Below are 13,289 nucleotides of genomic sequence, written 5' to 3' on the forward strand. Positions count from 1 at the left end.
GACCTGAAGACCTGCGCCACGCGTGTGATCGCGGCTTCGCCGCTCACCACACTCCATCGGCTCGGAAATAAACGCGAGCGTTCATTTCCTCGCCTCAGTCGCGTGTCCGAGGGGGGACTTGAACCCCCACGCCCATTAGTAGGGCACTAGCACCTCAAGCTAGCGCGTCTGCCATTCCGCCACTCGGACAAGGCCAACGAGAGTTGGCAGCTAAGGCTATCGGATTGTCGCGCGCGCACCCAACCCAGCCGGGGCGCTCAGCGTCGAGCCGAGCGGCCCCGGCAGTGGTAGGAAAGGTGGTTGTGACCGCGCACACCGAGTTCCCGACCAACCCGAGTGACGACGTGGTCGAGGTCGTCAGCAGGTTGATCCGGTTCGACACCACCAACACCGGCGAACCGGAGACGACGAGGGGCGAGGCCGAGTGCGCGCAGTGGGTCGCCGAGCAGCTCGCTCAGGTCGGCTACTTGCCGCAGTACGTGGAATCGGGCGCCCCGGGCCGCGGCAATGTGATCGCCCGCCTCGCGGGTGCGGACAGCTCGCGCGGCGCCCTGCTGATCCACGGGCATCTCGACGTGGTGCCCGCCGAGCCGGCCGAGTGGAGCGTGCACCCGTTCTCCGGCGCGGTCAAGGACGGCTTCGTCTGGGGCCGCGGCGCGGTCGACATGAAGGACATGGTCGGCATGATGATCGTGGTGGCCCGGCGGTTGAAGCAGGCCGGCATCGTGCCGCCACGCGATCTGGTGTTCGCATTCCTTGCCGACGAGGAACACGGGGGCAGCTACGGGGCCCGCTGGCTGGTCGACAATCAGCCCGACTTGTTCGCGGGTGTGACCGAGGCGATCGGCGAAGTGGGCGGGTTCTCGCTGACCGTGCCGCGCCGCGACGGGGGCGAACGTCGGCTCTATCTGATCGAGACGGCCGAGAAGGGCCTGTCATGGATGCGGCTGACCGCCCGCGGCCCGGCCGGGCACGGATCCATGGTGCACGACCAGAACGCCGTCACCGCCGTCGCCGCGGCGGTCGCCCGGCTGGGCCGGCACCAGTTTCCGCTCGTGCTCACCGACACCGTCGCGCAGTTCCTGGCCGCCGTCGAGGAGGAGACCGGGCTGACGTTCGACGTTTCGTCGGGCGACCTGGCCGGAGCGATCGAAAAGCTCGGCCCCATGGCCCGCATGCTCAAGGCGGTGCTGCAGGACACCGCGAACCCGACGATGCTCAAGGCCGGGTACAAGGCCAACGTCGTCCCGGCGGTGGCCGAAGCGGTGGTCGACTGCCGAATCCTTCCTGGCCGCAAGGCGGCGTTCGAGGCCGAAGTCGACGAACTGCTGGGCCCCGACGTCACGCGCGAATGGATCAAGGACTTCGAGTCGTACGAGACCAGCTTCGACGGCGACCTGGTCGACGCCATGAACGCCGCCGTGCTGGCCCTTGACCCCGATGGGCGCACGGTGCCCTACATGCTTTCCGGTGGTACCGACGCAAAGTCTTTCGCGCGCTTGGGTATTCGTTGTTTTGGTTTCAGCCCGCTGCGGTTGCCGCCGGACCTCGACTTCACCGCGCTGTTCCACGGAGTCGACGAGCGGGTACCCGTGGATGCGCTGAGGTTCGGCACCGATGTGCTGGAACACTTCCTGACACACTGCTGAATAGTCAACGAAAGGATTCGCCATGAGCACCGCGCCCGACCCGTATGCCGCGCTGCCGCAGCTGCCGACGTTCACGCTGACATCGGAATCGGTCACCGACGGCCAGCCGCTGGCCAAGCCCCAAGTCAGCGGGATCATGGGCGCGGGCGGGGAAGATGTCAGCCCGCAGTTGAGCTGGTCGGGATTCCCGGGGGAGACCCGCAGCTTCGCGGTCACCGTCTATGACCCGGACGCGCCGACGGCCTCGGGCTTCTGGCACTGGGCGGTGGCCAACCTGCCCGCCGACGTCACCGAACTGCCCGCGGGTGCCGGCGACGGCAGCGACCTGCCCGGGGGCGCGCTCACGCTGGTCAACGACGGCGGTATGCGCCGCTACATCGGCGCGGCGCCGCCGCCGGGGCACGGGCCGCACCGCTACTACATCGCGGTGCACGCCGTGGACGTCGACAAGCTGGACCTCGGCGAGGACGCCAGTCCCGCCTACCTCGGCTTCAACCTGTTCCAGCACGCGATCGCGCGCGCCGTCATTCACGGCGTCTACGAACAGAAGTAGGCGCGGGGCTTCGGGCCAGCCCGCCGGCCCGCCGGCCCGAAGGCCCGCCGGCCCGAAGGGCCCGAAATCACTTACGTCACTCCCGTCCCGGGGGGTTTGCGTTTGGGTTTCTTGTCGGTGGGCGGGGATATGATTCGAACATGTGTTCGACTGATCTGCTCATCCGCATCGATGCCGTGCTCGAACGGTTCGAGCGCGCGCAGGACGTGTTCTTTGCGTCGTTGGATTCACTGACGGCGGTCGAGCTTGTCGCCGCACTCGACAGATATGGATTTCTGCTCGGACGGCTGGATGCGCTCATCTACGAGTTGTCCAGCCCCTTCGGGCCGCCGAGGGGGCGGCCCATATGGCGTTGACGGACCGCGAGGAGATCCAGGGCGACGTCGACGCGCTGCGCGCCGTTGTCTCCCGATTCCAAGGGCGCTCGTACGAAGCGCTGACCAACCCGGAGCGGTTGTGGTTGCTCGAGATATTCGAGTGCGAGACGCGTCGGCTTCAGGCGCCAAGTCACCAGCTCATCAATCAGCTTGGTGAGCAAGGGGATTCGGCCGAGTTGGGCGGCAAGCTGAGCTGGGCGCTGGCCGATCGGCTGCACATCAACCGGGGTGAGGCCAGCCGGCGCATCGCTGAGGCCGCCGAGCTGGGCCCGCGCCGCGCGCTGACCGGTGAGCCGCTGGCGCCGGTGTTGCCCGCCACCGCGGCGGCCCAGCGCGACGGTGCCATCGGTGCCGACCACGTGGTGGTGATCCGGCAGCTTTTCCGCCAGCTGCCGGAATCGGTCGACATCGATACGCGCGAGCATGCCGAGAAGCACCTGGCTTCCGAGGCAACTCACTATCGCCCCGATCAACTCGCCAAGCTCGCCCGCCATCTGTTGGACTGCCTCAACCCAGACGGCAACTACACCGATGCCGACCGGGCGCGGGCCCGCGGGCTGACCCTGGGCGCCCAGCAGGCCGATGGCATGTCGAGGCTGAGCGGGTGGCTGACGCCCGAGGCCCGCGCCAGCTGGGAGGCGGTGCTCGCCAAGCTGGCCGCCCCCGGGATGTGCAATCCGGACGACGAGGTGCCGGTCATCGATGGCGCCCCGACGGAGGAGGCGGTGCAACGGGACACCCGCACGGCCGCGCAGCGCCAGCACGACGGCCTCAACGCCGCGCTGAGAGCAACGCTGGCAAGCGGCAAATTGGGCCGGCACAACGGCCTGCCGGCATCCATCGTCGTGACGACCACGCTGACCGAGCTGGAAGCCGCCGCAGGTAAGGGCTTGACCGGCGGCGGCACCATCTTGCCGATGTCCGACGTGATCCGGCTGGCCCGCCACGCCCATCATTATTTGGCCGTTTTCGACAAGGGCGAAGCGGTGGCGCTATATCACGGCAAGCGCCTGGCCTCACCGGGCCAGCGAATTGTCTTGTACGCCAAGGACCGTGGCTGTTCGCATCCCGGTTGTGATGTGCCGGGCTACTACTGTGAAGTCCACCACGTCGAAGACTGGGCCAGTACTTACCGCACCGACATCGACCAACTCACCCTGGCCTGCGGACCCCACCACCGGCTTCTCGAGAAGGGCTGGACCACCCGAAGACGCGCCAACGGCGACACCGAATGGATCCCGCCACCACACCTCGATCGTGGGCAACCGCGCGTCAACAACTTCCACCACCCGGAAAAGATCCTGGCCGAAGACGACGACGAAGAAGGGGCGGCTTAACTCGCCGCGCCGCCGGCCTTAGGGGCCGCCGACCCGACGGCATCGCCGAGCGAGGCGAACCCGCCGTCGCGCAGCCGGTGCGCGATACCGTCGTGAATGCGCTTGGGCCACAAGCCTCCGCCGTAGACGAAGCCGGTGTAGCCCTGCAGCAGCGACGCGCCCGCGGTGATCCGTTCCCACGCGTCGTCGGCCGTCTCGATGCCCCCGACGCTGATCAGCACCAGGCGGTCGCCCACGCGGGCATGGAGCCGGCGCAGCACCTCGACCGCCCGGCGCGCCACCGGCGGCCCGGAAATGCCGCCGGGCCCCAGCGCGTCGACCCCCGGCGTCTGCAGGCCGTCGCGCGACACGGTGGTGTTGGTGGCGACGATGCCCGCGAGGCCCAATTCCACGGCCAGGTCGGCGACATCGTCGAGGTCGGCGTCGGAAAGGTCCGGCGCGATCTTCACCAGCACCGGCCCGGACGTCTCGGCGAGCACGGCCGACAGGATGGGCCGCAGCGACTCGACGGCCTGCAGGTCGCGCAGGCCGGGCGTGTTCGGCGAGCTGACGTTCACCACCAGATACGACGCCAGCGGCCCGACCAGGCGGGCGCTGGCACGGTAGTCGTCGACGGCGCCGGCGGCCGGCGTGGTTTTCGTCTTGCCGATGTTGACCCCGATGGGAACGTCTGGTTGGTGCCGCGCGAGTTGTACGGCCAGCGCACCGGCGCCCAGGTTGTTGAAGCCCATCCGGTTCAGCAGCGCGCGGTCGGCGGGCAGCCGGAACATGCGGGGGGCCGGGTTTCCGGGCTGCGGGCTCGCGGTGACGGTCCCGACCTCGACGTAGCCGAATCCGAGCGCGCCCCAGGTCTGCAATCCCTTGCCGTCCTTGTCGAAGCCGGCGGCCAGCCCGAGCGGCGCCGGGAAGCGCACCCCGAACACCGTGCTCGCCAGCGCCGGATCCCTCGGGCCGAGCAGCCGCTGCAACAGCCGCCGCGCCGGGGCGAGGGCGGTGGCGCCGCGCAGCAGCGCGAAAACCAGCGTGTGGATGCGCTCGGGCGGCACGAGGAAGAACAACCGCCGCATCAGGCCGTACACGACGCCGTCGCCGGGTGCAGCCAACGTCACAGTTCCGGCTGGTCGGGACGCCGGTTTTCCAGACGAGATTTCTTGCGGCGCAACAGCACTCGCCTGCTGCCGTCGGTGTAGAGCCGTACCCGGGTCAGCTCCCATCCCCGATATTCGGCCTCGATGGACAGCCGGGTGGACGCGCTGAGCCGGGTGACCTCCGGCGGCAGGCGCAGGGGCACCCACTCGTATTCGTCGGACAGCTCGGTGTCCCAGCCCGCGGGCAGCCGACTGCTGCGCGACGCGGTCAACGCGTACCCGCCGCGTGCTCGATCACCTGCACCCCCGCGCCAGCCCCCGACACCACGTACAAGGTGTCTGACGCTTCGTCGAAGGCCAGTGAGTTCGGTTGCTGCACGGTTGGGTAACGCACCTTTTCGACGGGAATTCCGGTGGACAGATCGTAACCAACCACGATATTGGAAGCGGTCTGGGTTACCCAGCTCAACGCGCGGGAGCCGGCCAGTCCGTAGGGCGCCTGGGGCACCGGATACGCCTGTCGCAGGATCAGCGGGTCCACGCCGTACACCAGCAGCTGCCCGCCGCGAGTGTCGGCGACCAGGACCCGGCCCAGCGGGTCAGCAACCATGGTGGTCGCGCCTTCGCCGGCCCGCAGCGCCTGCCGGGCCTGGCCGTCGGCGCCGATCGTGGTCACCGAGGTCTGTCCCCGGTCCAACACCGCAGTTGTATTCCCTTGCGTGGCAAGCGAATCGACCCGCGCAAAGATCTTGTTCCTGCTGCCGACGGTCGCGGTGCCAGCGGTGCCGGGCGTCGGCGCGGCCGGTGTTGGAGAAGCGAGCGTGTAGACGGCTCCGTCGGCGCTGCCCAGCACCAGCTTGCCGTCGGCGCGCAGGGCGACGGCGGTGAAATCGGCCGATTGGGCGTCGGCGACATTCACCTGCGTCGCGCGGGCGGTGGGCAGGTCGACCACGAAATAGCCGCCCCGGGCGGCCAGGAACAGCGTTCCGTGGCCGTCGTCGGCCATCGCGGTCGCGGGTCCCGGCAGGGCGATGACGCGCGGCGCGGCCTTCGGGTCGCCGAAGACGGTGACGCTCGCAGGGCCGGCAGGCGGGGCCCCGGGCGCCAGCACCGTGAGCTGGTGAGTCCCACCGTCGAAGGTGGCCGCGGTCGCGGCCGCGGCGAGCGGGCGCACCTCGCCGGCGGGGGGCTGGGCCGCCGGCGGGGACACGGCGGGCGCGGCCGCTTCGATGGTGGGCGGCGCGGATTTGAATGTATTGGACGAACAACCTGCGATCGCCGCCAGCAAAAGCGCGACGGCGGGTAAACGGCGCTGAGCAGCCAGTCGATGACGCGTATGCCGTGACAGCAATTATTTTCCCTTGCGTAATGGCGGTGGACTTCCGAGTCTAAGGAACGCCTTCGCATCCAATATGGCCATGTCGCGCACATCAAGTCCCGGTGGCGAGGTATCGTCGCCTCATGGCCGTCATCGTTGACCGGCAGATCGCGGAGAAAGAGTTTGCTGTCGAAGATATGTCGACAGGAATCTTCGCCAGCGGGTATGGACAAGTCGGTGATGGGCGCAGTTTTTCGTTCCACATCGAGCACCGCTCGCTCGTCGTCGAAATTTACCGACCGCGCCTCGCCGGGCCAGTTCCGCAGGCCGAAGAGGTGGTCGCCACGGCGGTCCGCAGCCTGGTCGACATCGACCTCACCGACGAACGCAGCCTGGTCGCCGCCGTGCGCGACTCGGTGGCGCATGCGGTGCCGGTATCGCACTAGCCGATAGCGTCTTCGCACCGGGTACGGTCGTGGTCGTGGTTGCCCCAGCCTGTCGGATGTCGGACACCGCTGCATGACGGTCATCCTGCTGCGGCACGGTCGATCCAGCTCGAACACCGCCGGGATCCTGGCCGGCCGTTCCGAGGGCGTCGACCTCGACGACAAGGGCCGCGACCAGGCCGCCGGGCTGATCGACCGGATCGGTGACCTGCCGATCCGGGCGCTGATCAGTTCGCCGTTGCTGCGTTGCCGACGCACGCTCGAGCCGCTCGCCGAGGCGCTGTGCCTGGAGCCGTTGATCGACGACCGGCTGGCGGAGGTGGACTACGGGGACTGGACCGGCCGCAAGATCGCCGAGCTGGCCGGCGAACCGCTGTGGCGGGTCGTGCAGGCCCACCCGAGTGCGGCGGTGTTCCCCGGCGGGGAGGGGTTGGCGCAGGTTCAGGCGCGCGCCGTGTTCGCCGTCCGCGAACACGATCGGCGGCTCGCCCTGGAATACGGGGGGGAGAAGGGCGGCGACGTCCTATGGGTGGCCTGCACTCACGGTGATGTCATCAAGGCGGTCGTCGCCGACGCCTACGGCATGCACCTGGACGCGTTCCAGCGGGTCACCGCCGACCCGGCGTCGGTGAATGTGATCCGCTACACCGAATTGCGCCCGTTTGTGTTGCACGTCAACCACACCGGTGCGAAATTGGCGGCAGCGCTGCGGGCCGGGCCACCGCCCAAGGACGAGGCGCAGGACAAGGGCACCGCCAAGACCGACGGCGAGTCCCCGGCGGGCGCAACGGAACAGCCGGCCGCGGTCGTGCCGTCCAGCGACGCGGTGGTCGGCGGCTCAACTGATTAATTCCGCTTAAAACAAGCGATGCGGGGCAATCGAATCGCACGGCGAAGGCAACAGCCGGTATTTTGGAGGTGCCATGGCCCGCGCAATCCACGTCTTCCGCACACCCGACCGCTTCGTGGCCGGGACCGTTGGTCAGCCCGGAAACCGAACGTTCTACATCCAGGCTGTGCACGATTCCCGAGTGGTGTCGGTGGTGTTGGAGAAGCAGCAGGTTGCGGTGCTGGCCGAGCGCATCGGCGCGCTGCTGCTCGAGGTGAATCGCCGGTTCGGCACACCGGTCCCTCCGGAGCCCGCCGAAGTGGAGGACTTGAACCCGTTGATCACACCCGTGGATGCCGAATTCCGGGTGGGGACCATGGGCCTGGGCTGGGATTCCGAAGCCCAGACCGTGGTCGTCGAGTTGCTGGCCGTCACCGACGCCGAGTTCGACGCGTCGGTGGTGCTCGACGACACCGAGGAGGGGCCCGACGCGGTGCGGGTGTTCTTGACGCCGGAGTCGGCGCGGCAGTTCGCCACCCGCTCCAATCGCGTGATCTCAGCGGGGCGGCCGCCATGCCCGCTGTGCGACGAACCGTTGGATCCCGAAGGCCATATCTGCGCGCGCGCCAACGGCTATAGGCGCAGCGCGCTGCTCGGGCCTGACGATGAACTTGAGGCCTGACGACCGTGAGGTGTTGCGCGACGGCGAGCTGACGGTCCTCGGACGCATCCGCTCCGCCAGCAACGCCACCTTCCTGTGCGAGTCCACGCTGGGCGAATCGACGGTCCATTGCGTCTACAAACCGATCTCCGGCGAGGCCCCGCTCTGGGATTTTCCCGACGGTACGCTGGCTGGCCGCGAACTCGCCGCGTACCTGGTGTCGACGCAGCTGGGGTGGAACATCGTGCCGTACACGGTAATTCGTCACGGGCCGGCCGGACCGGGCATGTTGCAGCTGTGGGTCGAGCAGCCCGGCGACGCGGCCGACTCCGAGCCAAGGCCCGGCCCGGACCTGGTCGACCTGTTTCCCGCCAACAAGCCGGAACCCGGTTATCTGCCGGTGCTGCGGGCCTACGACTACGCGGGCGACGAGGTCGTCTTGATGCACGCCGACGACATCCGGTTGCGGCGCATGGCGGTCTTCGACGTGCTGATCAACAACGCCGACCGCAAGGGCGGCCACGTCCTGCGCGACATCGAGGGCCACGTCTACGGCGTCGACCACGGGGTGTCCCTGCATGTCGAGAACAAGCTGCGCACGGTGCTGTGGGGCTGGGCCCACAAGCCGGTCGACCAGAAGATGCTGGAGGCGGTCGCCCGGCTCACCGAGGCGCTGGGCGACTCGCTGTGCGACGAACTGGCCGAGCACATCACGCGGGCCGAGATCGCGGCGTTGCGCAGGCGCGCCCACGCGCTGCTCGACGATCCGGTGATGCCGGGCCCCAACCGGCACCGCCCCATTCCGTGGCCGGCGTTCTGAGGCGGCCACCGAGCCACCCACCGGGCCGCGCACGGCCGTCGGAGATACTGAACCGGTGAGCCAGGGCCCGGACGAGTTGACCGACGCCGCCCTGGCCGCCGAACTCGCCGCGGACGCGGGCGAATTGCTGCTGAAAGTGCGCGACGAGATCGGCTTCGGACATCCGTGGGCGCTGGGCGACGCAGGCGACAGCCTGGCGAACGAGCTGATCCTGCGGCGGCTGCGCGCCGAGCGGCCCGACGACGCGGTGCTCAGCGAGGAGGCCTACGACGATCTGGTCCGGCTGAAGCACGACCGGGTGTGGATCATCGACCCGCTGGACGGCACCCGCGAGTTCTCCACTCCCGGCCGCGACGACTGGGCGGTCCACATCGCGCTGTGGCAGCGCCCCACCAACGGCGAGCGGGAGATCACCGACGCCGCGGTGTCGCTGCCGGCGCGCGGGAACACGGTGTACCGCACCGACACCGTCACCGCCGACGCCGCGCGCGTCGGCATACCCCACACGTTTCGCATCGCGGTCAGCGCCAACCGGCCGCCGTTCGTGTTGCACCGGATGCGCCAGTCGTTGGCCATCCAGCCGGTGGCGATCGGTTCGGCGGGAGCCAAGGCGATGGCCATCATCGACGGCGACGTCGACGCCTACCTGCACGCGGGAGGCCAGTGGGAATGGGACAACGCGGCGCCCGCCGGAGTGGTGATGGCCGCAGGCATGCACGCGTCGCGGCTGGACGGTTCGCCGATGCGCTACAACCAGCTCGATCCGTACCTGCCCGACTTCGTGATGTGTCGCGCCGAGGTGGCGCCGATCCTGCTCGACGCCATCCGCGACGCGTGGCGCTGACTTCCCGCGTTTAGAGTCGTTGGCATGCAGTCGTGGGAGTTTCCACCGGTTCCGGTGTTGCCGGGACGTGGCCCGGAACTCCGGCTGTTCGACACGTCAGACCGGCAGGTGCGGCCCGTTGCGCCCGGGTCGACGGCGACGATGTACGTCTGCGGCATCACCCCGTACGACTCAACCCATCTGGGTCACGCGGCCACCTACCTGACCTTCGACCTGGTCTACCGGCAGTGGCTGGACCTGGGCCGCGCCGTGCACTACGTGCAGAACGTCACCGACGTCGACGATCCGCTGTTCGAACGCGCCCAGCGCGACGGTGTGGACTGGCGCGAGCTGGGCGATCGTGAGGTCGCGCGCTTTCGCGAGGACATGGCGGCGCTGCGCGTCCTGCCGCCGCGCGACTACGTCGCGGCCACCCAGGCGATCCCCGAAGTGGTCGAGCTCGTCGAGAAGATGCTGGCGTCGGGCGCGGCGTACGTCGTCGACGGCGAGCACCCGGACGTCTACTACCGCGCGGACGCGACGCCGCAGTTCGGCTACGAGTCCGGCTACGACCGCGAAACCATGCTCCGGCTGTTCGGTGAGCGGGGCGGCGACCCCGACCGCCCGGGCAAGACCGACGAGCTGGACGCGCTGCTTTGGCGCGCGGCCCGGCCGGGGGAGCCGAGTTGGCCGTCGCCGTTCGGGGCCGGGCGACCCGGCTGGCATGTCGAGTGCGCGGCGATCGCGCTCAGCCGCATCGGCAGCGGCCTGGACATCCAGGGCGGCGGCAGCGACCTGATCTTTCCGCATCACGAATTCACTGCCGCGCACGCCGAATGTGTAAGGGGCGAGCGGCGATTCGCCCGCCATTACGTGCACGCGGGCATGATCGGCTGGGACGGGCACAAGATGTCCAAGAGCCGGGGCAACCTGGTGCTGGTGTCGACGCTGCGGGCCCAGGGCATCGAACCGGCGGCCATCCGGCTGGGCCTGCTGTCCGGGCACTACCGCGCGGACCGGTTCTGGAGCCGGCAGGTGCTCGACGAGGCCACCGCCCGGCTGGGGCGCTGGCGCACCGCGACCGCCCTGGCGGCCGGCCCGGATGCCGCCGACGTGATCGCGCGGGTGCGCCAATACCTGGCCGACGACTTGAACACGCCGAAAGCGCTTGCCGCGCTTGATGGTTGGACAACAGACGCGCTCGAGTACGGCGGCCACGACGCCGAGGCTCCAAGGTTGGTGGCAACCGCGATCGACGCGCTGCTCGGCGTGCAATTGTGAACGCGGTACGTTGTCGGCCATGACGTCGCTGCAGGACAAGGTTGTTTTGATCACGGGCGGGGCCCGGGGAATCGGGGCCGAGGTCGCCCGTCGGCTGGGCAGCAAGGGCGCCAAACTCGTGCTCACCGACCTCAACGACGCCGAGCTGACCGCCCTGGCCGCCGAGATCGGCGCCGACCGGGTGCTGACGGCCGTCGCCGACGTGCGCGACCTGCCGGCCATGCAGGCCGTCGCCGCCCAGGCGGTCGAGCGCTTCGGCGGCATCGACGTCGTGGTGGCCAACGCCGGCATCGCCAGCTATGGATCGGTGCTGCAGGTCGATCCCGAGGCGTTCAAGCGGGTCATGGACATCAACGTGCTCGGCGTGTTCAACACCGTGCGCGCCATGCTGCCCGCGGTGATCGAGCGCCGCGGCTACGTGCTCGTCGTCTCGTCGCTTGCGGCCTACGCCGCGTGTCCGGGCCTGGCCCCCTACAACGCGTCCAAGGCCGCCGTCGAGATCTTCGCCAACGCGCTGCGGCTCGAGGTCGCCCACCGCGGCGTCAGCGTCGGTTCGTCGCACATGTCGTGGATCGACACCGCCCTGGTCCGCGACACCGAGGCCGACCTGCCCGCCTTCGGCAAGCTGCTCAGCAGTTTCCCGTGGCCGTTGAACAAGACCACCACCGTCGACAAATGCGCGGACGCGTTCGTCAAGGGCATCGAGGCCCGCCGGAACCGGATCTACTGCCCCCGCTGGGTGGCCCTGTTCCGCTGGCTCAAGCCGGTGCTGTCCACCCCGGCCGGCGAGCTGCCCCTGCACAAGCCCACCGCGGAGCTGTTGCCCCAACTGGACGCCCAGGTTGTCGCGCTCGGGCGCTCCACCAGCGCCTACAACCAGGGCTTGGGCAAGAAGGCCTAGGTTCGATGGCGGCGACCCGCCGCGCCCGGATACGCCGCGCTTGCGATCGCCGCTAGGTTCGATGGCGGCGACCCGCCGCGCCCGGCTACGCCGCGCTTGCGATCGCCGCTAGCGGGCTAGCGGCCGAAGCCCGGGCGCCGTCGGCGCAGGTAACGCTCGAACTCCGCGGCCAGCGCGTCGCCGTCGATCTTGCCCAGGGCCTCGTTCATGTCGACCTCGGCGTCGCCGCGCTGTTCCAGCGATTGCACGTACTCGGCCAGGTCCTCGTCCTCGGCGGCCATCTCGGTGATGGCCTGCTCCCACTCCTCGGCGTCGGTCGGCAGGTCGGCCAGCGGCACCTCGATGTCGAGCACGTCCTCGACGCGGCGCAGCAACGCCACCGTCGCCTTCGGGTTGGGTGGCTGAGACACGTAGTGCGGCACCGCCGCCCAGAACGTCACGGCGGGGATCCCGGCGGCGACGCAGGCGTCCTGGAACACCCCGGCGATGCCCGTGGGCCCCTCGTAGCGGCTCTCCTCGAGCCCGAAGCGTCTGGCCGATTCGGGGGAGTAGGCGGCGCCCGAAACCGGAACCGGCCGGGTGTGCGGCGTGTCGGCCAGCAGGGCGCCGAGGATGACGACGGTGTCCACGTTGAGCTTGTCGGCGATGGCCACCAGTTCGGCGCAGAAGGTGCGCCAGCGCATGTTGGGTTCCACGCCGTGCATCAACACGACGTCGCGGTCGCTGCCCGGCGGCCGGCAGTGCGAAATCCGCATGGCCGGCCAGACCAGCTCGCGGGTGACCCCGTCGACCTGCCGAATGACGGGCCGATTCACCTGGTAGTCGTAGTACGCCTCGTCGTCGATCTCCAGGATCGGGTCGGCTTCCCAGATGGCCTCGAGGTGCTCGAGGGCGTCACTGGCCGCGTCGCCGGCGTCGTTCCAGCCCTCGAATGCCGCCACGACGATGGTGTCGTGCAGTTCGGGCAGTGCGGCGTTCCCAAACGGTGGGCGATCGGATGGGGTCACAGAATCAGCGTACGGCCTTTGCTGCCGATGTTCGGCGTTGTGGGCAGGGTCCCGTCAACCGTTCAAGGGCATTCCCTAGGACGATTATCCTTGTGGGGTGCGTGCCGTTCTGACCGTCGACGACATCGGCAGCAGGCGTCGACGCCGTCAGGGCGAAATACGTTCGGCTTCACACTGGTTAACCTTGGTAACTACCTCG

General features: G+C 69.2%; 15 protein-coding genes and 1 tRNA gene. 11 read left to right on the forward strand and 5 right to left on the reverse strand.

Features of this window, described 5'->3' with window-relative positions; all coding sequences use genetic code 11:
• Positions 1-103 precede the first annotated feature (103 nt).
• Positions 104-189 (reverse strand) — tRNA-Leu (locus tag A5701_RS21645).
• 113 nt (positions 190-302) lie between these two features.
• On the opposite strand from A5701_RS21645, the gene A5701_RS21650 reads away from it, so the two are divergent.
• The 4 genes from A5701_RS21650 (at position 303) to A5701_RS21665 (ending at position 3,916) form a co-directional block, all read left to right on the forward strand.
• Entirely contained in the window at positions 303-1,649 is a 1,347-nt protein-coding gene (locus A5701_RS21650; protein ID WP_197505029.1) for a M20/M25/M40 family metallo-hydrolase, read from the forward strand.
• A gap of 22 nt (positions 1,650-1,671) precedes the next feature.
• Complete coding sequence (locus A5701_RS21655; protein ID WP_067758624.1) at positions 1,672-2,202, forward strand: YbhB/YbcL family Raf kinase inhibitor-like protein; 531 nt, start codon at positions 1,672-1,674, stop codon at positions 2,200-2,202.
• Positions 2,203-2,342: 140 nt separating this feature from the next.
• Positions 2,343-2,558, forward strand: a complete 216-nt coding sequence (locus A5701_RS21660; protein WP_067758627.1) for a hypothetical protein — start codon at positions 2,343-2,345, stop codon at positions 2,556-2,558.
• Positions 2,549-3,916 carry an HNH endonuclease signature motif containing protein gene (locus A5701_RS21665; protein WP_067758630.1) on the forward strand — a complete coding sequence of 456 codons (1,368 nt, stop codon included), beginning with the start codon at positions 2,549-2,551 and terminating at the stop codon, positions 3,914-3,916. The genes A5701_RS21660 and A5701_RS21665 overlap by 10 nt, the downstream gene beginning before the upstream one ends.
• Here the strand turns inward: A5701_RS21665 and A5701_RS21670 are convergent.
• From A5701_RS21670 to A5701_RS21680, 3 genes are read right to left on the reverse strand one after another with little or no spacing between them, the layout of a single operon-like run.
• Positions 3,913-4,995 (reverse strand): quinone-dependent dihydroorotate dehydrogenase, encoded by a 1,083-nt coding sequence (locus tag A5701_RS21670; protein WP_197505031.1) that lies wholly within the window; start codon positions 4,993-4,995, stop codon positions 3,913-3,915. The two genes, A5701_RS21665 and A5701_RS21670, sit on opposite strands and share 4 nt — an antisense overlap.
• A 26-nt stretch (positions 4,996-5,021) precedes the next feature.
• Positions 5,022-5,276 carry a DUF5703 family protein gene (locus A5701_RS21675; protein WP_067758633.1) on the reverse strand — a complete coding sequence of 85 codons (255 nt, stop codon included), beginning with the start codon at positions 5,274-5,276 and terminating at the stop codon, positions 5,022-5,024.
• Positions 5,273-6,355, reverse strand: a complete 1,083-nt coding sequence (locus tag A5701_RS21680; RefSeq protein ID WP_067758636.1) for a YncE family protein — start codon at positions 6,353-6,355, stop codon at positions 5,273-5,275. The genes A5701_RS21675 and A5701_RS21680 overlap by 4 nt, the downstream gene beginning before the upstream one ends.
• A 110-nt stretch (positions 6,356-6,465) precedes the next feature.
• Here A5701_RS21680 and A5701_RS21685 point away from each other — a divergent pair, with 110 nt between their 5' ends.
• The 7 genes from A5701_RS21685 (at position 6,466) to A5701_RS21715 (ending at position 12,083) form a co-directional block, all read left to right on the forward strand.
• Positions 6,466-6,768, forward strand: coding sequence for a hypothetical protein (locus A5701_RS21685; protein WP_067758640.1), 303 nt, complete (start codon positions 6,466-6,468; stop codon positions 6,766-6,768).
• A 73-nt stretch (positions 6,769-6,841) separates the two neighbouring features.
• Complete coding sequence (locus A5701_RS21690) at positions 6,842-7,618, forward strand: histidine phosphatase family protein (protein ID WP_067758643.1); 777 nt, start codon at positions 6,842-6,844, stop codon at positions 7,616-7,618.
• A gap of 73 nt (positions 7,619-7,691) precedes the next feature.
• Positions 7,692-8,279, forward strand: coding sequence for a DUF3090 domain-containing protein (locus A5701_RS21695; RefSeq protein ID WP_046186213.1), 588 nt, complete (start codon positions 7,692-7,694; stop codon positions 8,277-8,279).
• Positions 8,263-9,078: an SCO1664 family protein gene (locus tag A5701_RS21700; protein ID WP_082950341.1), complete on the forward strand. Its 816-nt coding sequence runs from the start codon at positions 8,263-8,265 to the stop codon at positions 9,076-9,078. Before A5701_RS21695 ends, A5701_RS21700 begins: the two co-directional genes overlap by 17 nt.
• 55 nt (positions 9,079-9,133) lie before the next feature.
• Positions 9,134-9,922, forward strand: coding sequence for a 3'(2'),5'-bisphosphate nucleotidase CysQ (locus tag A5701_RS21705; protein WP_067758649.1), 789 nt, complete (start codon positions 9,134-9,136; stop codon positions 9,920-9,922).
• A 24-nt stretch (positions 9,923-9,946) separates the two neighbouring features.
• Positions 9,947-11,182, forward strand: coding sequence for a cysteine--1-D-myo-inosityl 2-amino-2-deoxy-alpha-D-glucopyranoside ligase (mshC, locus tag A5701_RS21710; RefSeq protein WP_067758652.1), 1,236 nt, complete (start codon positions 9,947-9,949; stop codon positions 11,180-11,182).
• Between the two features lie 19 nt (positions 11,183-11,201).
• Positions 11,202-12,083: an SDR family oxidoreductase gene (locus A5701_RS21715; RefSeq protein ID WP_067758691.1), complete on the forward strand. Its 882-nt coding sequence runs from the start codon at positions 11,202-11,204 to the stop codon at positions 12,081-12,083.
• Positions 12,084-12,199: 116 nt separating this feature from the next.
• On the opposite strand, the gene A5701_RS21720 is transcribed toward A5701_RS21715, so the two are convergent.
• Complete coding sequence (locus tag A5701_RS21720) at positions 12,200-13,090, reverse strand: PAC2 family protein (RefSeq protein ID WP_067758655.1); 891 nt, start codon at positions 13,088-13,090, stop codon at positions 12,200-12,202.
• Positions 13,091-13,289 lie beyond the last annotated feature (199 nt).

The sequence above is a fragment of the Mycobacterium sp. E3305 genome (assembly GCF_001666785.1).
In the GTDB taxonomy this organism is placed as follows: domain Bacteria; phylum Actinomycetota; class Actinomycetes; order Mycobacteriales; family Mycobacteriaceae; genus Mycobacterium.

What these genes read in the sequence shown, in the direction of transcription:
- A5701_RS21655 (WP_067758624.1), top strand. Translation starts at nt 1,672, where the DNA reads ATGAGCACCGCGCCCGACCCGTATGCCGCGCTGCCGCAGCTGCCGACG.
- A5701_RS21660 (WP_067758627.1), top strand. Translation starts at nt 2,343, where the DNA reads ATGTGTTCGACTGATCTGCTCATCCGCATCGATGCCGTGCTCGAACGG.
- A5701_RS21665 (WP_067758630.1), top strand. Translation starts at nt 2,549, where the DNA reads ATGGCGTTGACGGACCGCGAGGAGATCCAGGGCGACGTCGACGCGCTG.
- A5701_RS21685 (WP_067758640.1), top strand. Translation starts at nt 6,466, where the DNA reads ATGGCCGTCATCGTTGACCGGCAGATCGCGGAGAAAGAGTTTGCTGTC.
- A5701_RS21690 (WP_067758643.1), top strand. Translation starts at nt 6,842, where the DNA reads ATGACGGTCATCCTGCTGCGGCACGGTCGATCCAGCTCGAACACCGCC.
- A5701_RS21695 (WP_046186213.1), top strand. Translation starts at nt 7,692, where the DNA reads ATGGCCCGCGCAATCCACGTCTTCCGCACACCCGACCGCTTCGTGGCC.
- A5701_RS21700 (WP_082950341.1), top strand. Translation starts at nt 8,263, where the DNA reads ATGAACTTGAGGCCTGACGACCGTGAGGTGTTGCGCGACGGCGAGCTG.
- mshC (WP_067758652.1), top strand. Translation starts at nt 9,947, where the DNA reads ATGCAGTCGTGGGAGTTTCCACCGGTTCCGGTGTTGCCGGGACGTGGC.
- A5701_RS21715 (WP_067758691.1), top strand. Translation starts at nt 11,202, where the DNA reads ATGACGTCGCTGCAGGACAAGGTTGTTTTGATCACGGGCGGGGCCCGG.